We start from the raw sequence: 19,961 nt of genomic DNA, 5'->3' as shown, positions 1-19,961 counted from the left end.
TCCCCTACAGGCACGCCTCCAGCAGCGCCTTGTCGAAGCCGAACTGCCTGGCCTTGTCCAGCGTATAGGGGCGCAGGCCCGACGAGCGATATTCGCCGATGATCTTCCCGTCGGTGCCTTCGTCCAGATATTCGAAGGCGAACAGCTCCTGCGTGACGATCACCGGGCCTTCCATGCCGATCACCTCGGTGATGTTGGTGACGCGACGACTGCCGTCGCGCAGGCGCTTGACCTGGACGACCATGTCGACCGAGTCGGCGATCTGGCGGCTGATCGCCTCCTTGGGCACCTTGATGTCGGACATCATCACCATATTCTCCATGCGGGCCAGCGCCTCGCGCGGGGAATTGGAGTGGAGCGTACACATCGACCCGTCATGGCCGGTGTTCATCGCGGCCAGCAGGTCGAAACATTCCGAGCCGCGAATTTCGCCCAGGATGATCCGGTCGGGCCGCATGCGCAGCGCGTTCTTCACGAGGTCGCGGATGCTGATCTCGCCCTGGCCTTCGAGATTGGCGGGACGGGTTTCCAGCGGCAGCCAGTGCGGCTGTTGCAGGCGAAGCTCGGCCGCGTCCTCGATGGTCAGCACGCGCTCGCCCGGGTCGATCATCTTGGACAGGGCGTTCAGCATCGTCGTCTTGCCCGAGCCGGTGCCGCCCGAAATGATGATGTTGAACCGCGACGCCCCCGCGATCTTCAGCAGCGTCGCCATGTCCTGGCTCATCGATCCGCCCGACGCCATCATGTCGAGCGTGATCGGCTTGGCGGAGAATTTGCGGATCGAGATAGCGGTGCCGCGTAAAGACAGCGGCGGGACGATCACGTTGACGCGGCTGCCGTCCTTCAGGCGCGCATCGGCCAGCGGCGTGGTCTGGTCGACGCGGCGGCCGACCGAATTGACGATGCGCTGCGCGACCTGGAACAGATGCTCCTCGTCGCGGAAACGGATATTGGCCAGCTCCAGCCGGCCTTTGCGCTCGACATAGGTCTGCTCGGGGCCGTTGACCATGATGTCGGTGATGTCGGCATCGGCCAGCAGTTCCTCGAGCGGCCCCAGGCCCAGCAGTTCGTCGACCAGCACCTTTTCCAGCGCGAACTGCTCGCGCCGGTTGAGCGTCAGCTTCAGCTCGGCCAGCACCTCGCCGATGATCGGGCGGAATTCCTCGGCCAGTTCGTCCTTGCCCAGCGTCGCGGCAGCCTCCGGGTCGACGCGCTCCAGCAGGCGGGGGAGGACCTGTTCCTTGATCCGGTGGATCGACGCCTCGAACCCTTCGCCGCGCGCCGGGGTCGGGTCGATGGAGGCGGCCTGGCGTTCGGCCAGCCGCTGCATCGCATCGGCGGCGGTGCCGGGCGCGGCGATCGCGCCTTCCAGTGCGGACAGCGGCGGGAATTGCGCGCCGCCACCGGGGCCAGGCGAATCGGACTCCGGGCGCGTGACGGGGCCGGGGCCGTGCATCGGGCGCGCCACGCCAAAGGCCGGACGCCCACCGCCCGCGCTTCCCAAACCCTGACGGCGACCGAACGCACTCATCCCGACATTCCCCATGGCATCCGGCCATTCCCTAAATGGCAAGATTTACCATATGCCTAACCGATCCCGGTTGCAGGCGGTGGAATGGGCGGGATATGGCCCTGTCCGATGCTGAGCCGGTTCGTCCTTGCCGTCCTCCTGACCCTGGTCGGACTGTCGCCCGCGCTGGCCGGGGCGGACGACATCGCTGCGACCGCGCGCGGGGTGGTGCGGGTCGTCACCATCGCGATGGTCGACGACCAGGTGGCCGGATTCGGCCATGGCTCGGGTTTAGCGGTCGCGCCCAATCGGATCGTCACCAACGCGCATGTGGTCGAACTGGCCGAGCGCTATCCCGACAATGTCGTGATCGGCGTCGTCCCGTCGGAGGGCAGCAAGTCCTATCAGGGCCGGGTCATCGCCTATGATTCGCGCCGCGACCTGGCGCTGATCGAGGTGAGCGAGGCCAGGCTGCCGCCCGTCGCTCTGTTCACCGGCCCGGTGACCGAGGGGGATCAGGTCATCGCGCTCGGCTATCCCGGCAATGTCGACCTGGCGACGGCGCAGTCGGCGGCGGACTATATCCGCCCGCTCTCGCCCGTCCGGTCGCAGGGTGTGGCCTCGGGCCGCCGTGCGCTGACCGGCATCGAGGTGCTGCTCCACACCGCCAGCATCGCGCGGGGCAATTCGGGCGGGCCGCTGCTCGATCCGTGCGGGCGGGTGATCGGGGTCAATTCGGCGCTGACGCGGGCCGATGACGGTGATTCGACCTTCGGCTTCGCGATCGCCGACACCGAGCTGATGGCGTTCCTGCGCGAGGCGAAGCAGCCTTACGCTTCGGTCGGCGTGCCCTGCACCTCGATCGAGGAGCGATTGCGCGAGGACAGCGCGGCGGATGCGCGGGCCGTCGCCGATGCCGCGGCCGCCAAGCGTGAGGCGGCCAATGCTGCCGCGCTGCGCCGCGAGGAAGCGCTGAACGCCGCGCGGGGGCAGGCGGAGCGGCTGCGCGAGAATGTCATGGCGGTCGCGGCGCTGCTGCTGGTCGGCGGCGCATTGGCGGTCGGCGCGGCCGGGCTGCTGGAATCGCGAGGTTCCCGGCGCGCGGCGATCTGGACCGTTTCGGCGGGCGGCACCGCCATCGTCGCGGCGGTGGTCGTCTTCCTGCTGCGCCCCTCCGCCGAGATCCAGTTGCCGCGCGAGACGATGACGACGACCACGGGGCCAAGCGCGCCCGGCGCGGCGATCGGCCCGATGATCTGCACCTTGATCGCCGATCGCAGCCGGATCACCGTCTCCTCGACCGCCGAGGCGCGGCTGGACTGGGGCGCCAATGGCTGCGTCGATGGCCGTGTCCAGTATCTGGAGGGCGAGGGCGGCTGGCAGCGGATCATCGTGCCCGAGGAGGAGCCGACCGTGACCGTCGCGCGCTTCGATCCGGTCACGCGCACCTATACCCAGACCCGTTACATGCTGCCCGCGACCACCATGGAGGCGATCCGCAAGCTGCATCAGCCCAGCACGCCGAACGCCTGTGTGAAGACCGACAAGGCGCTCCAGAATCTGGAGAGCGAACAGGCCCAGATCCGCCAGCAGCTGCCCCCGCTGCCCAATGAAAAGCTGGTCTATAGCTGCCGCTCGGGCCGCTGACCGGCCCCGAATCGTCAGCTGGCGTCGAGCAGCGCCCGCGACACCGCCTCGATGAAGGACAGCCGTCGCGCGGGTTCGGGGAGTGACGGGTCGGGGGCTTCGGTGGCGGCGACGATCCGGGTGATGCGATCATGCATATTTGTGTCCGCTGGGCGAATGCTCGCGGCGGGCAGGGAGCGAACAAGCGCCTGTCCGTCGCCCTCGAACGCGATCCGCGCAATTCCCCGGTCGGTCGTCGCGACCAGGAGCGGCCCCATCGGCGACGGAACGACCGCCCAGACGATGCTCACCCCTTCGCCGCCGCGTCGCCATTGCCCCGGCGCCATGCCGAGCCGCTGGTCGCTGTCCGCATAGAAGCGGCTGGGTGCGGCATAGCCCGCTTCGTACAGCGCGGCGGTAATGCTGGGTTCGGCGGCGAGCGCCTGCGCCGCACGGGCGGTGCGCCGCGCCCGCGCATAGGCGGCGGGCGTGACGCCGGTCGCGCGCTTGAACAGCCGGTGGAAATGATGCGGGGCATAGCCGACCCGCGCGGCCAGCGTATCGAGCGCGGGCGGTGCCTCGGCCGCATCGATCAGGGAGATTGCCGCCGCCACCGCCTGCCGGTCGCGGGTCACTTCGTCGGGCAGGCAGCGCATGCAGGCGCGGAACCCCGCCGCGCGCGCCGCCTGCGGCGTGTCCAGGAACCGGACATGCTCGCGCCGGGGCCGTCGGGCCGCGCAGCTCGGGCGGCAATAGATGCCGGTGGTCTTCACCGCGACGACGAAACGGCCATCGGCGGCGCGGTCGCGCGCGTCGAACGCGGCCCAGGCGGCGTCCTCGTCGAGCGGTTCGGGCGGGGTGTCGGTCATGGCCGGGTGGTTCTGGCAAAATCCATTGTGGCTTTCATCCCACGGCTTGCGGCCAAAGCTCTCACGCTTGCGTCACCAACCTGTCATAACATGTGCCACGCAGCTTGCATCCAAAGGTTCCCGATGCTAACCGCCCGCCAACCCATCGGAGGCGCGTTTTTCGCGCCCCGTTCCCCATGGGGCCAACCCGTTCGTTGTTCGAGGAATTCGCATCCGTGGAGATGTCCGGCGGTACTATAAGCGGCACAGGCGGCATCCAGGCGAGCCTGGGTGGTCGTTATGCGCTCGCGCTGTTTGAAACGGCCGAACAGGGCCGTTCGATCGACACGATCGAGGCCAGCCTCGTGACCCTGCGCGATGCGCTGGCCGCCGACAAGGATCTGGTCGCCCTGACCAAGAGCCCGGTCGTGGCCCGTGGTCAGGCGGTCAAGGCGATCCTGGCGGTGGCCGACACGCTGGGCCTGGACGGGGTGACCAAGAATTTCCTCGGCGTCCTCGCCGAGAACCGGCGCCTGTCGGCGCTGCCGCAGATCATCCGTGCCTTTCGCCAGCTGGCCAGCCGCCATCGCGGCGAGGTCGCGGCCGAAGTGATGAGCGCCCACCCGCTGACCGAGGCCCAGGTCGCCGAGCTGAAGCAGCAGCTGCGCACCCGCGTCGGTCGCGAGGTGTCGGTCGACCTGTCGGTCGATCCCGACCTGCTCGGCGGGCTTGTCGTCCGCATCGGTTCCCAGATGATCGATAGCTCGATCCGCACCCGTTTGAATGCGCTCGCCAGCGCGATGAAAGGCTGACGTTCCCATGGATATCCGCGCCGCAGAAATCTCCAAGGTCATCAAGGACCAGATCGCCAATTTCGGCACCGAGGCCCAGGTCAGCGAGACCGGCCAGGTGCTGAGCGTCGGTGACGGCATTGCGCGCATCTACGGCCTCGACAATGTCCAGGCGGGCGAGATGGTCGAGTTCGCCAATGGCGTTCAGGGCATGGCCCTCAACCTCGAAGCCGACAATGTCGGCGTCGTGATCTTCGGCTCGGACGCCGAGATCAAGGAAGGCGACACCGTCAAGCGTACCGGCACCATCGTCGACGTGCCGGTCGGCCGTGGCCTGCTGGGCCGCGTCGTGGACGGCCTGGGCAACCCGATCGACGGCAAGGGTCCGATCGAGGCGACCGAGCGTCGCCGCGTCGAGGTGAAGGCGCCGGGCATCATCCCGCGCAAGGGCGTGCATGAGCCGGTGCAGACCGGCCTGAAGGCGATCGACGCCCTCGTCCCCGTCGGCCGTGGTCAGCGCGAGCTGATCATCGGCGACCGTCAGACCGGCAAGTCGGCCGTCGCGATCGACGCCTTCATCAACCAGAAGACGGTCAACGCGGGCACCGACGAGTCGAAGAAGCTCTACTGCATCTACGTCGCCGTGGGTCAGAAGCGCTCGACCGTCGCGCAGCTGGTCAAGACGCTCGAAGAGAATGGCGCGATGGAATATTCCATCGTCGTCGCCGCGACCGCCTCGGAGCCCGCCCCGCTGCAGTTCCTGGCGCCCTACACCGGCACCGCGATGGGCGAGTATTTCCGCGACAACGCGATGCACGCGCTGATCGTGTTCGACGATCTGTCGAAGCAGGCCGTTGCGTACCGTCAGATGTCGTTGCTGCTGCGCCGTCCGCCGGGCCGTGAAGCCTATCCGGGCGACGTCTTCTATCTGCACAGCCGTCTGCTCGAGCGTGCGGCCAAGATGAACGACGCCAACGGCGCCGGTTCGCTGACCGCACTGCCGATCATCGAGACCCAGGCGGGCGACGTGTCGGCGTACATCCCGACCAACGTGATCTCGATCACCGACGGCCAGATCTTCCTCGAAACCGACCTGTTCTTCGCGGGCATCCGCCCGGCGATCAACGTCGGCCTGTCGGTCAGCCGCGTCGGCTCGGCCGCGCAGACCAAGGCGATGAAGAAGGTGTCGGGCTCGATCAAGCTGGAGCTGGCCCAATATCGCGAAATGGCCGCCTTCGCGCAGTTCGGCTCGGATCTCGACGCCTCGACGCAGAAGCTGCTGAACCGCGGTGCGCGCCTGACCGAGCTGCTCAAGCAGCCGCAGTTCAATCCGCTGCCCTTCGAGGAGCAGACGGCGTCGATCTTCGCGGGCACCAACGGTTACATCGACAATGTTCCGGTGGCGCAGGTCGTGCGCTACGAAGCGGCGATGCTGGCGTACCTGCGCAACGATCATGCCGATGTGCTGGCGATGATCCGCGACACCAAGGATCTGGGCGACGAGGCCAAGGGCAAGCTCAAGGCCGCGCTCGACCAGTTCGCGAAGATCTTCGCGTAAAGCAGACATAGCCCTCTCCCCTGGTGGGAGAGGGTTGGGTGAGGGGGCGCCCTAAGCGACCCCGCCCGTGGCAAACCCTCACCCCGACCCTCTCCCGCGAGGGGAGAGGGAGGCAGAAGGACGAAGATGGCGAGCCTCAAGGCCCTCAAGATCCGGATCAACTCGGTCAAGTCGACCCAGAAGATCACCAAGGCGATGAAGATGGTCGCCGCCGCCAAGCTGCGCCGCGCGCAGGAGTCGGCGCAGAACGGCCGTCCCTATGCCGAGCGTCTCGAAGCGGTGATGGCCGGCATGGCTGCGCGCGTCGGTGGCGTCGGTGCGTCGCCGCTGCTGGCGGGCACCGGCAAGGACGATGTCCAGCTGCTGGTCGTCGCCACCTCGGAGCGTGGCCTGGCGGGTGCGTTCAACACCAACATCGTCCGCGCCGCGCGCCGCAAGGCCGAAGAGCTGACCGCGCAGGGCAAGACGGTGAAGTTCTACCTCGCGGGCAAGAAGGGGCGCGTGCTGAAGCGCTTCTTCCCGAACGCGATCCTTGCCGATCATGACATGAGCGCGATCAAGGCGCCCAAGTTCGACGACGCCCGCGAGATCGCCGACGACCTGATCGCCCGTTTCGAGCGCGGCGAGTTCGACGTCGCGCACCTGTTCTACTCGAAGTTCGTCTCGGCGCTGGTGCAGGACCCGGTTTCGCAGCAGCTGATCCCCGTGCCGATGCCCGCGCCCAGCAAGGCCGAAACCTCGGTCGAGGCGGTCGCCGAGTTCGAGCCAAGCGAAGAGGATATCCTCGACGCGTTGCTGCCGCGCAACGTCGCGGTGCAGATCTTCCGCGCGCTGCTGGAAAACCAGGCCGGTTTCTACGGCTCGCAGATGAACGCGATGGACAATGCCACGCGCAATGCGGGCGACATGATCCGCCGCCTGTCGATCCAGTATAACCGTACGCGCCAGGCCGCGATCACCACCGAACTGGTCGAGATCATCTCGGGCGCCGAGGCGCTCTGATGCGTCTCGCGCTCCTTCTGGGCCTGACGGTCGCTCTGGCCGGATGCGGCCGGGCGTCCGACCAGCCGAAGGACGCGCCCAAGGCCTCGCCGACGCCGTTCGTGTCGGGCGGCTGGGCGACCGTGTTCGCCAATGCGCCCGAGACGGTCAGCCTGCTCGACCGGATGGGCTTTCGCATGAGCGGTTACGCGCCCGTCCAGGGCCAGTATCGTGCGATCGCGCAGGCCACGCCGATGGCCGATCCGTCGGTATCGCCGGTCAACATGGGCAATCTGATCGTCGAGGGCGATGCGAAGCAGCTCAACGAGCTTCGCTTCTCGCTCGATATCGTCAATCTCGACACCAGCCCGTTCGCCAAGACGCAGTTCATCCGCTGGGTGACCAAGCCGATGGATCAGCTGGGTCTGGACGGCAAGGATACGGTTTCGGCCGCGATCCAGACCGAAAGCGCCACCACCGGCCACCTGACCGGCGCCGATTACCGTGTTACCCGTGACAAGATCGACGGTGGCCGTCGTCTGGTCGTAACCTTTACCCGCCCCGAAGCCCGCCCCGAAGCTATGTCGGGCTCTACCGAACCAAGGAAGCAATGATGGCAACCGCCGCTGAGGACATCCGGCCGACCACGGCCACCAACAATGTCGGCACGATCGCCCAGGTCATCGGCGCGGTCGTCGACGTTCACTTCCCCGAAAACCTGCCCGCGATCCTGTCGGCGCTGGAAACGGACAATAACGGCACCCGCCTGGTGCTCGAAGTCGCGCAGCATCTGGGCGAGAACACCGTCCGCACGATCGCGATGGACACGACCGAGGGCCTGACCCGCGGCCAGACCGTGACCGACACCGGCAACCAGATCCAGGTTCCGGTCGGCCCCGCGACGCTCGGCCGCATCCTGAACGTCGTCGGCGAGCCGATCGACGAGCGTGGCCCGGTCGCCACCGACCTGCGCGCGCCGATCCACGCCAAGGCGCCCGAGTTCATCGAGCAGTCGACCGAGAGCGCGATCCTGGTCACCGGCATCAAGGTCATCGACCTGCTGGCTCCGTACGCCAAGGGCGGCAAGATCGGCCTGTTCGGCGGCGCTGGCGTCGGCAAGACGGTTCTGATTCAGGAACTGATCAACAACATCGCCAAGGGCCATGGTGGCACCTCGGTGTTCGCGGGCGTCGGTGAGCGGACCCGCGAGGGCAACGACCTGTATCACGAATTCCTCGACGCGGGCGTCATCGCCAAGGACGCCGAGGGCAATGCGATCAGCGAGGGCTCGAAGGTCGCGCTGGTCTATGGCCAGATGAACGAGCCGCCGGGCGCCCGCGCTCGCGTCGCGCTGTCGGGTCTCGCCATCGCGGAATATTTCCGCGACCAGGAAGGCCAGGACGTGCTGTTCTTCGTCGACAACATCTTCCGTTTCACCCAGGCGGGTGCGGAAGTGTCGGCGCTGCTGGGCCGTATCCCGTCGGCCGTGGGCTATCAGCCGACCCTGTCGACCGACATGGGCGCGCTGCAGGAGCGCATCACCTCGACGAACAAGGGTTCGATCACCTCGGTGCAGGCCGTGTACGTGCCCGCCGACGACTTGACCGACCCGGCGCCGGCCACCTCGTTCGCCCACCTGGACGCGACGACCGTGCTCAACCGCGCCATCTCGGAACTGGGCATCTACCCGGCCGTCGACCCGCTCGACTCGACCAGCCGCGTGCTGGAGCCGCGCATCGTCGGCCAGGAGCATTATGAGACGGCGCGTGCGGTCCAGTCGCTGCTCCAGCGTTACAAGGCGCTGCAGGACATCATCGCGATCCTGGGCATGGACGAGCTGTCCGAAGAGGACAAGCTGACCGTCCAGCGCGCCCGCAAGATCCAGCGCTTCCTGTCGCAGCCCTTCCACGTCGCGGAAGTCTTCACCGGCATCTCGGGCAAGTTCGTCCAGATCGAAGACACGATCCGTTCGTTCAAGGCGGTGGTCGACGGCGAGTATGACCATCTGCCGGAAGCGGCCTTCTACATGGTCGGCGGCATCGACGAAGCCGTCGCCAAGGCCGAGAAGCTGGCGCAGGACGCCTGATGACATGGGGGGACGGTTTCGGCCGTCCCCTCTTTCCTCTCCCCGGCGGGGAGAGCGATGCGAGATTTTAGACCATGCTGCACTTCGAACTCGTCACGCCCGAAAAGCTCCTCCGCTCGGAGGAGGTGCATATGGTGGTCGTCCCCGGCACCGAGGGCGATTTCGGCGTGCTGGAGGGCCATGCGCCCTTCATGTCGACCATCCGCGACGGCGCAATCCAGGTTTACCGCACCGACAAGGGCGAACCGGAGTCGATCCAGATCCGCGGTGGTTTTGCCGAGGTCGGGCCGAAGGGCCTGACGGTGCTGGCGGAGCATGCGGGGTAAGGGGCTTCCTTAACCGGGTTTTGAAACGGTCGCGGCGGAAGTCGCGGCCGTTTTTGTTTGGGGCGTGGGTGGGGCGTGGCCTTCGACTGCGCTCAGGCTGAACGGAGCGTGGGGAAGGTGGCCATCCCAAACCGCCGTTCAGCCTGAGCGTAGTCGAAGGCCACGCGAAACCATCAGCCCCAAGCACGCCCCTTCCGCAGGCGGGACGGGATGGGGGAGGGAAAGCCGCAAGCGAATTTCTCGGTGAGACCCCATGCCCTCCCCCGACCCCTCCCGCCTGCGGGAGGGGAGAAAAAGCGCCGCTTACAAAAAGCTGTACGGGTCCACATCCACCGCAACGCGCACCTTGGCGGACCATTCCAGCCCGCCCAGCCACTCGCGGATCACATCCTGCACCGCCAGCGCACGCCGGGCGTGGACCAGCAACCGATAGCGATGCCGTCCGCGCAGCATCGCCAGCGGCGCAGGCGCAGGCCCGAAGACGTGCATGCCGTCGACCTTGGGAGCCGCGCGCGCGATGACGTTGGCGGTGGACTGGGCCGCGCCCTGATCCTCCGAGGACACGATGATCGCGGCATAGCGGCCGAAGGGCGGGGCATCCGCATCCCGCCGCGCCTCGGTTTCGGCGGCATAGAACGCCTCCGCATCGCCCGTGACCAGCGCCTGCATCACCTGAGCCTTGGGACTGTGCGTCTGGATGAAGACATGGCCCGGCTTGGCCCCGCGCCCGGCGCGGCCCGACACCTGGCGGATCTGCTGAAAGGTCCGCTCCGCCGCGCGCAGGTCGCCGCCGTCCAGCCCCAGGTCCGCGTCGATGACCCCCACCAGCGTCAAATTGGGGAAGTGATAGCCCTTGGTGATGAGCTGCGTGCCGACGACGATATCGATATCGCCCGCCTCCATCCGCCCGACGAACTCCGCGGCCTTGGCGGGGGACCAGATGGTGTCGGAGGTGACGACCGCGATCTTCGCCTCGGGGAACAGGGCGGTGGCTTCGTCCGCGATCCGCTCGACGCCGGGGCCGCAGGCGACCAGCGTATCCTCGCCATCGCATTCGGGGCAGGCGCGCGGGGTGGGCAGGACATGGCCGCAATGATGGCAGGCCAGCCGCCGCACCAGTCGGTGCTCGACCATCCAGGCGGTACAATTGGGGCATTGGAACCGATGCCCGCAGGTCCGGCAGAGCGTCAGCGGGGCATAGCCGCGCCGGTTGAGATAGAGCAGCGACTGTTCGCGCTTCTCCAGAGTTTCCTTCATCGCCGCGACCAGCTTGGGTGCGATCCAGCGGCCGCGCTCGGGCGGGTCCTGGATCAGGTCGATCGCCTCGATGCTCGGCATCTGCGCGGGGCCGAAACGGCCGGGCAGCTTGACGTCGGTATAGCGGCCCAACGCGACCTGTTGCCGCGTTTCGATCGCGGGGGTGGCGGAGGCGAGGATGACCGGGCACGGCTCGAACTTGCCGCGCATCACCGCCACGTCGCGCGCGTGATAGTGAACGCCGTCTTCCTGCTTGAAGCTGGTCTCATGCGCCTCGTCGACGACGATCAGGCCGAGATTGCGATAGGGCAGGAACAAGGCCGAGCGCGCGCCGACCGTCACCAGCCCCTGACCGCTGGCGATCGCCCGCCAGGCGCGACGCCGCTGCGACGAGCGCAGACCCGAATGCCACGCCACCGGCTCGCAGCCGAAACGGTCGTGGAAGCGCTTGAGGAACGGCTCGGTCAACGCGATCTCGGGGAGCAGGACCAGCACCTGCCGCCCCTCCGACACGGCCTGCGCCACAGCCTCGAAATAGACTTCGGTCTTGCCCGATCCGGTGACGCCGTCGAGCAGCACCGGCTGGAAGCTGTGCGAGGTGACGCCCACGACCAATATGTCCGCGGCCGCGCGCTGATCCTCGGACAGGACCGGGCGGTGATGGTCGGGGTCGGGCAGGGGGAAGGGGCTGTCGATATCGACCTCGACGCCTTCGATCGCGCCGTTCTTGACGAGCCCCCGGATCACCGCGTCGGAGACGTCGGCCATCGTCGCCAGTTCGCGAATCAGGCCCTGGCGGTCGCCGATCCGCTCCAGCGCCTGCGCCCGCTGCGGGGTCAGGCGGTCGGGGACATGGCCGGTGACGCGATATTCGGTGACGGTCCGCGCGCCCTCCAGCGCCGAGGTGGAGGACAGCGCCATCCGCACCACGGCAGCGGGCGGGGCGAGATAATAGTCCGCCGTCCACTCGATCAGCCGCCGCAGCGCATCGGGCAAGGGCGGCGCGTCCGCCACGCCCAGCAAAGGACGCAGGCGGTTGTCGCCGACCTCGGTATCGGAGGGCATCCGCTCCGGCTCCCACACCACGCCCAACAGCTGGCGCGGGCCGAGCGGCGCGACGACGATCGACCCCGGCTCGACCGCCAGCCCGTGTGGCACACGGTAATCGAGGGGGCCGAGCGCGGAGTTCAGGACAAGGACGCGGGCGCGCGAAGACATGGACCCGCTATATGGGGCGGTGGGGCCGGGAGGGAAGGGCCGGTGCCTGCGCGCGCGGATGCGTCAGCGGAACGGATTATGCCGGGGTGCGGGCTTCTTGCCGTTGAACATGCGGAGCAGCGTCCATTCCTCGACGATCTTCTTGCCCGGCAAATAGCACAGGCCGATTGTCCCGCCATTGGCCAGCTTGGCCGAAACCGACCGGCCGCCCATGGTGGCGCAGAAGGTGGAGGCGGGGTTGGGCATCGCCGTGGCGGCCACGGGCATGGTGGCGACGACGATGGCGAGGAAAGCGGCCTTCTTCACGATTACGGTCTCCCTTGAGGTGGAGATCGCGCGATAGGACGGCTGAATTGAACGCAGGATGACCGACGCGCGCGTGCGGCTCAGTTGGCCCGCCGTCGATCGCCGCGTCGCCGTTCGCCCACCCGGTCGCGCTTGGCGCCATAGAGGCGGCTGTCGGCATGGTGCATGAAATCGCGGTTGGTCCGGCAATCCTCGGGACGCAGCGTCACCGCGACCGTGCCCGCACAGCTCATCGTCAGCTTGTCGATGGTGATCGTGATGGCCAGCAACCCCTCGATCCGCGCGCGCAGGGCGTCGATATCGGCCAGCAGCGCGGGATCGTGGACGATCAGCCCGAACTCGTCACCGCCCAGCCGCGCGACGAAGCTGCCGTCCAGCCAGTCGGAGCGGAGGCGCTGGCCGACGATGCGCAGCACCTCATCCCCTGCCGGATGGCCCAGCGTGTCGTTGATCAGCTTGAACCCGTCCAGATCGATCAGGACCAGCGCCAGCGCCGTGCCCTTGCCGACGGACTCGGCGATCGCCGCCTCCAGCGTCCGGTCGAACGCGGCGCGGTTGGCGAGCAGGGTCAGCGCATCGGTATCGGCGTTGCGGCGCAGCTGGGTCTCCAGCGCGTGGCGCTCGGTCACGTCCTGGAACATGCCGACCAGCCCGTACGGCTCGCCGTCCAGCATCTCCCGTTCGCCCATCACGCGCACCCGGCGCTTGCGGCCCAGTGCGGTGATGAAGTCCAGCTCGATGTCGAACGGCTCGCCGCTGCGCACCGTCTGCGCCATCGTCTTGCGCAGCACCTCGCGCGCGGCGGGCGGGTAATAGGACAGGCCCTGGTCGATCGTGCAGGGCTGGCCCGCGGGCAGTTCGTGGATGCGGTACACGCCTTCGGACCACATGGCCTGGCCGTCGGCCAGGATGATCCGCCACGATCCGATCATCGCCAGCCGCTCGACCTGGCGAACGGTGCGGTCCTTGGCGCGCAGATCGGCGGCCTGGCGGTCGCTGAATTCGGCCATGGCGTTGGCCCGCCGGGCGATGGCCCGCGCGGCGATCAGCGCCTCGGTCAGTCGCGCCAGATGCCGCAGCGTCTGTTCCCCCGCCGGGCTGAGCGAGCGCGGCGTGGCGTCCATCACGCACAGCGACCCGATCGCCTGGGGCGCGCCGTCCAGATCGGGCACGCGGATCGGCATCCCGGCATAGAAACGCGTCCCCGCCTCGCCCGTCACGAACGGATTGACCGCGAAACGCGGATCCAGGCTGAGGTCGGGGACGATCGTCACGTCGCTCGAATGGATGGTATGGTCGCAAAAGGCGACGTTGCGCGGCATTTGCCGGGGCAGGTCGCCGATCGCCGACTTGACCCAGAAGCGGTCCCGGTCCGCCAGGGTCAGCGCCGCCACCGGGCAGCCGAGCATGTCGGCGGCCAGCGAGACGAGCGCATCGAATTCCGCCTCCGGCTCGCTGTCGAGCAGCGCATGCGCCTGAAGCGTGGCCAGACGCCGTTCTTCGTCGAACGGCGCGGGGATGGTAAGGGGGGCTTCCATCATGATGTGCGAACCATAGCCCAAAGAATTTTCAAAACCTTAAAAATGATGGAAGCATAAGAATTTATTCGACTTTTTGTGCGATCGAAATGACAGAACGCGACCGGCCGAACCGGGGATGGGATGGATGACGTATTTGTCACATTATGGTCACCCCGGGGTATCCCGCCGGGCTGTAGCCCTTTGCCCCACGGAGTTCGAAGAGCTCGGCACCCGATACTCCCGGGGGTGCCGTCGCGACCGGCGGGAAGAGCGCTTCCCGCCGGTCTTTCCTTGGCGGCAGCAGCGGTGAGCCGGGATTGAGCGACCCCGAGATGCCGCCGCAATCATGAATGTCGCCCAATGACGGAGCAGACGAGCCGATGAGCCGCAAGATCCTGATCGTCGAAGATGACGCCTCGACCGCCGCCTATGTCGCCAAGGGGCTGGCCGAGGCGGGTTATGCCGTCGAGCAGTGCGGGGACGGCCGCGACGGCCTGTTCCTGGCGAGCGAGGGCATATTCGACCTGATCATCGCCGACCGGATGCTGCCGCGCCTGGACGGGCTGGCGATGGTCAGTGCGATCCGGGCCGCGGGCATCGCGACGCCGGTCCTTGTGCTCTCGGCGCTCGCCACGGTCGACGACCGGGTCGACGGGCTGAAGGCGGGGGCGGACGATTATCTGTGCAAGCCCTTCTCCTTCGCCGAGCTGTCGGCGCGGATCGAGGCGCTGGTGCGCCGTTCCGACCGCGCCGCCTCCGAGCCGACCCGGACCAAGCTGAGCGTCGGTGACCTGGAGATCGACCTGCTGGCACGCACCGTGACGCGGGCGGGCAAGATCATCCCGGTGGGCGCGCGCGAGTTCAACCTCCTGGAATTCCTGGCGCGTCATGCCGGTCAGGTCGTCACCCGCACGATGATGCTGGAGAAGATCTGGAACTATCATTTCGACCCGGGCTCGAACGTGGTCGACGTCCATATCGGTCGTCTCCGCCGCAAGCTGGAGGAGGGGTTCGGCAGCCCGATCCTGCATACCGTGCGCGGCGCGGGCTATAGGCTGGCCGTCGAAGGGTGAAGCCCCGGCTGACGATCTCGGCGCGGATCGCGCTGCTGTCGATCATCCTCGCGCTGGTATCCAATCTGGCGCTGGTCGGCTTCATCTGGAAACAGACGAGCGCCGATGCGGTGGCGGCGCTCCACCGCGAGATCGTCGAACAGGCCGATGCGCTGCGCGCCGTGTGGCGCACCGGCGCGCTCCCCGCACTCGCCGATGCAATCAAGGAAGCGCGCGAGCCGGGTGACGTGTCGCTGGTGCTGGCGATCTTCGATCCGCAGGGGCACCGGATCGCGGGCTATGCGCCGCGCCATCTGGCCGTGCCGCTGGCCGACACGCCGTTCCGCATCGCGGTGCTGGGCCGCGACAGCGTATGGAACGCGCGGGAGGCGGGCTATACGCTCCATCCCATCGGCAATGACTGGCTGCTGGTCGGGCGTCCGCTCGACCTGATCGAGGCGCAGCAGGTCGCGATCGAGCGTGCGCTGGCGCTGGCGGTGTTCCTGTCGCTGATGCTGGGGGCGGGCACCGGGCTGGTGCTGGCGCGCTATGTCACGGGGCGGCTCGATACCATCGTCGCGGTGATCGACGCGGCGGGTGAGGGCGATCTGACCCGCCGTGTCCGTCTGGTGCGTGACGGCCATGATGAGGGCGACGCCTTCGACCGGCTGGCCGAGCGGCTGAATGCGATGCTCGGCAAGATCGAGCAGCTGATGGCCGAGCTGCGCGTCGTCACCGACAGCCTGGCGCACGATCTCCGCTCGCCGCTCGCCCGGCTGCGCACCAAGACCGAGCAGGCGGTGCTGATCGCCGACCCGACCCAGCGCGAGGCGGCGCTGGGCGGCCTGCTGGTCGAAACCGATCTCATCATGCGGATGCTGACCATGGTGATCGAGATCAGCCGGTCCGAGTCGGTGACGCGCGACCGCTTCACCCTGGCCTCGCCGGTCGAGCTGGTCGAGGAGATCGGCGAACTCTATGCCCCGGTCGCCGAGGAGGCCGGCCTGCGCTTCCTGATCGAGGTGGAGGCGCGCCCCGCACCTTTGCCGTTGCACCGCGAACTGATGAGTCAGGCGCTGTCCAACCTGATCGACAACGCCCTGAAGCATGGCGCGTCGGGCGGCGAGGTGACGCTGCGGCTGCGCGAGGGGGCGGAGGGCATCATCTTCCAGGTCGAGGATCATGGCCCCGGTATCGCCGAGGCGGACCGGGCGCAGGCGTTGAAGCGCTTCGGACGACTCGACACCGCACGGACGACACCGGGGGCCGGGCTGGGCATGGCGCTGATCGAGGCGGTGGCGCGGCTGCATGGCGGTCGATTCGAGCTGGCCGACAATGCGCCGGGCCTGATCGCGCGACTGGTGATTCCTTAAATACTCCCCGGCACGGGGAGGGGGACCGGCGAAGCTGGTGGAGGGGGCGTGCGGCACAGGCGCGTCCTGTGTGGAAGTCCCCCTCCGTCAGGCTGCGCCTGCCACCTCCCCGTGCCGGGGAGGATCGGACTTGCCCTGCCGCCCCGGCGCTTTACACCCCGCGACATGGACACGCTTTCCCTGTTCGGCCTTATCGCCGTTTCCTTCACCCTGGTCTGCTATGCGATGGAATCGGGTTCGCACTGGTGGACGCTGGGCTTCTGCCTGGGATGCGTCGCGGGGTCGGCCTATGGCTTTCTTCAGGGCGCATGGCCGTTCGGGGTGGTCGAGATCATATGGGCGATCGTGTCCTTCCGCCGCTGGCTGACGCTCAAGCGGCTGCAATCGGCGAAGTTTGTGGAACCGATCGCTTGACAGGGTGTTGCGCGGGGCTTAACGGACCGTCCTTCCAACACCCCCGGTTGAACGACGCGCGCGTGACGTGCGTCGCCATTCCGCGTGGCGGAACCATCGCGTTGAGATGGAGCATGTGCGGCCATGCCATGCTCCGTGGAGCTAGGAGAACAAGTTTCATGGCACGTATTGCGGGTGTTAACCTCCCGACCAACAAGCGCGTATTGATCGCGCTGACCTATATCCACGGCATCGGTCCGGCCAAGGCGAAGCAGATCACTGCCAAGCTGAACATCGCCGCCGATCGTCGCGTCCAAGACCTTTCGGACCAGGAAGTGCTCCAGATCCGCGAGACGATTGACGCCGATCACACGGTCGAGGGCGATCTGCGTCGCGAAACCGCGATGAACATCAAGCGCCTGATGGACCTGGCCTGCTATCGCGGCCTGCGTCACCGCAAGGGCCTGCCGGTCCGCGGCCAGCGCACGCACACCAACGCTCGTACCCGCAAGGGCAAGGCGAAGCCGATCGCTGGCAAGAAGAAGTAATTCGCCCCGGGCGAATTACTCCGCCGGAGGCAGGCTTGTGGCTGACCGCCCGCCGACCTCCGCATCAGGATACTAGGTCAGGACTTTCATCTAATGGCACGTGAACCGCAGCGCATTCGCCGTCGCGAGCGCAAGAACATCACCGCCGGCGTCGCGCATGTGAACGCCAGCTTCAACAACACCATGATCACCATCACCGATGCCCAAGGCAACGCCATTTCGTGGTCGTCGGCCGGCATGATGGGCTTCAAGGGCTCGCGCAAGTCGACCCCGTATGCGGCCCAGGTCGCAGCGGAAGACGCGGGCAAGAAGGCCGCCGAGCACGGCGTCCGCACCCTGGAAGTCGAAGTGAAGGGTCCGGGTTCGGGTCGCGAGTCGGCGCTGCGCGCGCTGCAGGCGGTCGGTTTCCAGATCTCCTCGATCCGCGACGTCACCTCGATCCCGCACAACGGCGTGCGGCCTTCCAAGCGTCGCCGCGTCTGATGCTTCCCATGGCCGGCTGACGAGTCGGCCATGCCTCTCTCCATGGCTGGAACCGTCCCCGTTCCGGCCCACAACTCAGGGGAACCACGTGTCTGTCAACGCAAAGAACTGGCAGGAACTGAAGAAGCCCAACGCGCTCGAGAAAAAGGGTGGCGATGGCAAGCGGAAGGCGACGTTCGTTGCCGAACCGCTGGAGCGTGGCTTCGGCCTGACGCTGGGCAACGCGCTTCGCCGCGTTCTCCTGTCGTCGCTCCAGGGCGCGGCGGTGACCTCGATCAAGATCGAGAACGTGCTGCACGAGTTCTCGTCGCTCGCCGGTGTGCGTGAAGACGTCACCGACATCGTGCTGAACGTCAAGCAGCTCGCGATCCGCATGCAGGGCGAAGGCCCCAAGCGTCTCCAGCTCTCGGCGACCGGTCCGACCACCGTCAAGGCCGGCGACATCGCCGTCTCGGGCGACATCGAGGTCATGAACAAGGACCTGGTGATCTGCCATCTCGACGAAGGCGCGACGTTCAACATGGAACTGACCGCCGACATCGGGAAGGGCTATGTCCCCGCCGCGTCGAACCGTCCGGCCGATGCGCCGATCGGTCTGATCCCGGTCGATGCGCTGTACTCGCCGGTCCGTCAGGTGTCGTACAAGGTCGATCCGACCCGCGTCGGCCAGGACCTGGACTATGACAAGCTGACGCTCTCGATCGAGACCGACGGCACCGTCACCCCGGAAGACGCCGTGGCCTATGCCGCACGCATCCTCCAGGACCAGCTGGCGTTGTTCGTCCATTTCGACGACTCGGCGCTCACCCGCGCGGCTCCCGTGGGCCAGGCGGCGATCCCCGCCGCCGGTGGCGAGCCGCAGAGCGACGCCCAGCAGATCAACCGTTACCTTCTCAAGAAGGTCGACGAGCTGGAACTGTCGGTGCGTTCGGCGAACTGCCTCAAGAACGACAACATCATCTATATCGGCGATCTGGTCGGCAAGACCGAAGCCGAGATGCTGCGTACTCCGAATTTCGGTCGCAAGTCGCTGAACGAGATCAAGGAAGTGCTGTCGTCCATGGGTCTGCGCCTGGGCATGGAAATCCCCGGCTGGCCGCCCGAGAATATCGAGGAAATGGCCAAGAAGCTGGAACAGGAGATCATGGGCTGAGCCGCACGCGGATAGCGATGCTATCCGCGAGACGGCGAAAGTCCGGCCGGCGGGTCGCCCACGGGCGACCCGTTCGACGTCAGGATCGCGGCTTCGCCGTGATCCGGTCCTGACGGCCCGGCCCCTCCACCATCGCTTCGCGACGGTCCCCCTCCCCATCGGTGATGGGGAGGATTTGAATAGGCGAAGGTGACGGCCTCAACGGTCACCAGGTCTGGGGTTTCCGTCAAACGGCCCCTTAACGAACGAAGGAACTACCCATGCGTCATCGCGTCGGCGGCCGTAAGCTGCAGCGTACCTCGGCTCATCGTATTGCGCTTTTCCGCAACATGTCGGCCGCGCTCATCAAGCATGAGCAGATCACCACCACCGTCGCCAAGGCGAAGGAACTGCGTCCCTATGTCGAAAAGCTGGTGACGCTGGCAAAGAAGGGCGGTCTGTCGAACCGTCGTCTGGCCCATGCCCGTCTGCTCGACGACGCGCAGCTGGTGAAGCTGTTCGACGTTCTGGCGTCGCGCTATGCCGATCGCAACGGTGGTTACACCCGCATCATCAAGGCCGGCATCCGCGCCTCGGACGCCTCGCCGATGGCGATCATCGAGTTCGTCGATCGCGACGTCTCGGCGAAGGGCCAGGATTCGGGTCCGGTCATGAACGAGGAAGATTTCGACGAAGCCGCGTAATTTCGCGCTTCCCTGAAGACTTTCAAGGTAGGGTCGCTCCAGCAATGGAGCGGCCCTTTTTTATGCTTGGCTCCCCCTCCCGCAAGCGGGAGGGGGGCTCTTCTTCCTCCCCTCCCGTGAACGGGAGGGGTTGGGGGAGGGCAGGGGGTCTCACCGAGACCATCGCCCGTGGCGCGCCCTCCCCCATCCCAGTTTCAGGTAAACGATGCCCCCGCATCGATTAGAGTCGAAAACGATCAACTCTGCCCA

Annotated in this window: 19 protein-coding genes; 14 read left to right on the top strand and 5 right to left on the bottom strand. The window is 67.1% G+C overall.

Annotated elements, in window-relative coordinates; all coding sequences use genetic code 11:
• Positions 1–4: 4 nt before the first annotated feature.
• On the bottom strand, positions 5–1,531 hold the full coding sequence (locus SP5_RS07585) for a TadA family conjugal transfer-associated ATPase (RefSeq protein ID WP_042486414.1): 1,527 nt from the start codon (positions 1,529–1,531) through the stop codon (positions 5–7).
• A 108-nt stretch (positions 1,532–1,639) separates the two neighbouring features.
• Between SP5_RS07585 and SP5_RS07580 the strand changes: the two genes are divergently transcribed.
• Complete coding sequence (locus SP5_RS07580; protein WP_157013634.1) at positions 1,640–3,157, top strand: S1C family serine protease; 1,518 nt, start codon at positions 1,640–1,642, stop codon at positions 3,155–3,157.
• A 14-nt stretch (positions 3,158–3,171) separates the two neighbouring features.
• On the opposite strand, the gene SP5_RS07575 is transcribed toward SP5_RS07580, so the two are convergent.
• Positions 3,172–4,005 (bottom strand): bifunctional transcriptional activator/DNA repair enzyme AdaA, encoded by an 834-nt coding sequence (locus tag SP5_RS07575; protein ID WP_052811455.1) that lies wholly within the window; start codon positions 4,003–4,005, stop codon positions 3,172–3,174.
• Between the two features lie 221 nt (positions 4,006–4,226).
• Between SP5_RS07575 and SP5_RS07570 the strand changes: the two genes are divergently transcribed.
• The 6 genes from SP5_RS07570 to SP5_RS07545 all read left to right on the top strand — a co-directional run bounded on the left by SP5_RS07570 (position 4,227) and on the right by SP5_RS07545 (position 9,726).
• Positions 4,227–4,796 (top strand): F0F1 ATP synthase subunit delta, encoded by a 570-nt coding sequence (locus tag SP5_RS07570; RefSeq protein WP_042486475.1) that lies wholly within the window; start codon positions 4,227–4,229, stop codon positions 4,794–4,796.
• 7 nt (positions 4,797–4,803) lie between these two features.
• Positions 4,804–6,333, top strand: coding sequence for a F0F1 ATP synthase subunit alpha (gene atpA / locus SP5_RS07565; RefSeq protein ID WP_007406897.1), 1,530 nt, complete (start codon positions 4,804–4,806; stop codon positions 6,331–6,333).
• Between the two features lie 126 nt (positions 6,334–6,459).
• The gene (locus SP5_RS07560) at positions 6,460–7,335 is read left to right on the top strand and encodes a F0F1 ATP synthase subunit gamma (protein ID WP_042486407.1); all 876 of its coding nucleotides are present in this window, start codon (positions 6,460–6,462) and stop codon (positions 7,333–7,335) included.
• Positions 7,335–7,928, top strand: a complete 594-nt coding sequence (locus tag SP5_RS07555; RefSeq protein WP_042486405.1) for a hypothetical protein — start codon at positions 7,335–7,337, stop codon at positions 7,926–7,928. Before SP5_RS07560 ends, SP5_RS07555 begins: the two co-directional genes overlap by 1 nt.
• Complete coding sequence (gene atpD / locus SP5_RS07550; protein WP_042486472.1) at positions 7,928–9,400, top strand: F0F1 ATP synthase subunit beta; 1,473 nt, start codon at positions 7,928–7,930, stop codon at positions 9,398–9,400. Before SP5_RS07555 ends, atpD begins: the two co-directional genes overlap by 1 nt.
• 74 nt (positions 9,401–9,474) lie before the next feature.
• Entirely contained in the window at positions 9,475–9,726 is a 252-nt protein-coding gene (locus SP5_RS07545) for an ATP synthase F1 subunit epsilon (RefSeq protein WP_007405041.1), read from the top strand.
• A 303-nt stretch (positions 9,727–10,029) separates the two neighbouring features.
• On the opposite strand, the gene SP5_RS07540 is transcribed toward SP5_RS07545, so the two are convergent.
• The 3 genes from SP5_RS07540 to SP5_RS07530 all read right to left on the bottom strand — a co-directional run bounded on the left by SP5_RS07540 (position 10,030) and on the right by SP5_RS07530 (position 14,048).
• Positions 10,030–12,201: a primosomal protein N' gene (locus tag SP5_RS07540; RefSeq protein WP_042486402.1), complete on the bottom strand. Its 2,172-nt coding sequence runs from the start codon at positions 12,199–12,201 to the stop codon at positions 10,030–10,032.
• Between the two features lie 63 nt (positions 12,202–12,264).
• Entirely contained in the window at positions 12,265–12,507 is a 243-nt protein-coding gene (locus tag SP5_RS07535; RefSeq protein ID WP_198930501.1) for a DUF333 domain-containing protein, read from the bottom strand.
• A gap of 80 nt (positions 12,508–12,587) precedes the next feature.
• Positions 12,588–14,048 (bottom strand): sensor domain-containing diguanylate cyclase, encoded by a 1,461-nt coding sequence (locus tag SP5_RS07530; RefSeq protein WP_042486468.1) that lies wholly within the window; start codon positions 14,046–14,048, stop codon positions 12,588–12,590.
• Between the two features lie 359 nt (positions 14,049–14,407).
• Here SP5_RS07530 and SP5_RS07525 point away from each other — a divergent pair, with 359 nt between their 5' ends.
• The 7 genes from SP5_RS07525 to rplQ all read left to right on the top strand — a co-directional run bounded on the left by SP5_RS07525 (position 14,408) and on the right by rplQ (position 19,712).
• Positions 14,408–15,100 (top strand): response regulator transcription factor, encoded by a 693-nt coding sequence (locus tag SP5_RS07525; RefSeq protein ID WP_042486454.1) that lies wholly within the window; start codon positions 14,408–14,410, stop codon positions 15,098–15,100.
• Entirely contained in the window at positions 15,097–16,452 is a 1,356-nt protein-coding gene (locus tag SP5_RS07520) for a sensor histidine kinase (RefSeq protein WP_042486400.1), read from the top strand. Before SP5_RS07525 ends, SP5_RS07520 begins: the two co-directional genes overlap by 4 nt.
• A 165-nt stretch (positions 16,453–16,617) precedes the next feature.
• Positions 16,618–16,866, top strand: a complete 249-nt coding sequence (locus tag SP5_RS07515) for a hypothetical protein (protein ID WP_042486397.1) — start codon at positions 16,618–16,620, stop codon at positions 16,864–16,866.
• Positions 16,867–17,024: 158 nt separating this feature from the next.
• Positions 17,025–17,393, top strand: a complete 369-nt coding sequence (gene rpsM / locus SP5_RS07510; RefSeq protein WP_042486395.1) for a 30S ribosomal protein S13 — start codon at positions 17,025–17,027, stop codon at positions 17,391–17,393.
• A 93-nt stretch (positions 17,394–17,486) separates the two neighbouring features.
• Positions 17,487–17,876, top strand: coding sequence for a 30S ribosomal protein S11 (rpsK, locus tag SP5_RS07505; RefSeq protein WP_042486392.1), 390 nt, complete (start codon positions 17,487–17,489; stop codon positions 17,874–17,876).
• 88 nt (positions 17,877–17,964) lie between these two features.
• Positions 17,965–19,029: a DNA-directed RNA polymerase subunit alpha gene (locus tag SP5_RS07500; protein WP_042486388.1), complete on the top strand. Its 1,065-nt coding sequence runs from the start codon at positions 17,965–17,967 to the stop codon at positions 19,027–19,029.
• 260 nt (positions 19,030–19,289) lie between these two features.
• Positions 19,290–19,712, top strand: a complete 423-nt coding sequence (gene rplQ / locus SP5_RS07495; RefSeq protein WP_042486385.1) for a 50S ribosomal protein L17 — start codon at positions 19,290–19,292, stop codon at positions 19,710–19,712.
• Positions 19,713–19,961: the final 249 nt, after the last annotated feature.

It is taken from the genome of Sphingomonas parapaucimobilis NBRC 15100, from assembly GCF_000787715.1.
Taxonomy (GTDB): Bacteria; Pseudomonadota; Alphaproteobacteria; order Sphingomonadales; family Sphingomonadaceae; genus Sphingomonas; species Sphingomonas parapaucimobilis.
This window is presented reverse-complemented; position numbering and strand designations above follow the sequence as displayed.

What these genes read in the sequence shown, in the direction of transcription:
- SP5_RS07585 (WP_042486414.1), bottom strand. Translation starts at nt 1,531, where the DNA reads ATGAGTGCGTTCGGTCGCCGTCAGGGTTTGGGAAGCGCGGGCGGTGGG.
- SP5_RS07580 (WP_157013634.1), top strand. Translation starts at nt 1,640, where the DNA reads ATGCTGAGCCGGTTCGTCCTTGCCGTCCTCCTGACCCTGGTCGGACTG.
- SP5_RS07575 (WP_052811455.1), bottom strand. Translation starts at nt 4,005, where the DNA reads ATGACCGACACCCCGCCCGAACCGCTCGACGAGGACGCCGCCTGGGCC.
- SP5_RS07570 (WP_042486475.1), top strand. Translation starts at nt 4,227, where the DNA reads ATGTCCGGCGGTACTATAAGCGGCACAGGCGGCATCCAGGCGAGCCTG.
- atpA (WP_007406897.1), top strand. Translation starts at nt 4,804, where the DNA reads ATGGATATCCGCGCCGCAGAAATCTCCAAGGTCATCAAGGACCAGATC.
- SP5_RS07560 (WP_042486407.1), top strand. Translation starts at nt 6,460, where the DNA reads ATGGCGAGCCTCAAGGCCCTCAAGATCCGGATCAACTCGGTCAAGTCG.
- SP5_RS07555 (WP_042486405.1), top strand. Translation starts at nt 7,335, where the DNA reads ATGCGTCTCGCGCTCCTTCTGGGCCTGACGGTCGCTCTGGCCGGATGC.
- atpD (WP_042486472.1), top strand. Translation starts at nt 7,928, where the DNA reads ATGGCAACCGCCGCTGAGGACATCCGGCCGACCACGGCCACCAACAAT.
- SP5_RS07545 (WP_007405041.1), top strand. Translation starts at nt 9,475, where the DNA reads ATGCTGCACTTCGAACTCGTCACGCCCGAAAAGCTCCTCCGCTCGGAG.
- SP5_RS07540 (WP_042486402.1), bottom strand. Translation starts at nt 12,201, where the DNA reads ATGTCTTCGCGCGCCCGCGTCCTTGTCCTGAACTCCGCGCTCGGCCCC.
- SP5_RS07530 (WP_042486468.1), bottom strand. Translation starts at nt 14,048, where the DNA reads ATGATGGAAGCCCCCCTTACCATCCCCGCGCCGTTCGACGAAGAACGG.
- SP5_RS07525 (WP_042486454.1), top strand. Translation starts at nt 14,408, where the DNA reads ATGAGCCGCAAGATCCTGATCGTCGAAGATGACGCCTCGACCGCCGCC.
- SP5_RS07515 (WP_042486397.1), top strand. Translation starts at nt 16,618, where the DNA reads ATGGACACGCTTTCCCTGTTCGGCCTTATCGCCGTTTCCTTCACCCTG.
- rpsM (WP_042486395.1), top strand. Translation starts at nt 17,025, where the DNA reads ATGGCACGTATTGCGGGTGTTAACCTCCCGACCAACAAGCGCGTATTG.
- rpsK (WP_042486392.1), top strand. Translation starts at nt 17,487, where the DNA reads ATGGCACGTGAACCGCAGCGCATTCGCCGTCGCGAGCGCAAGAACATC.
- rplQ (WP_042486385.1), top strand. Translation starts at nt 19,290, where the DNA reads ATGCGTCATCGCGTCGGCGGCCGTAAGCTGCAGCGTACCTCGGCTCAT.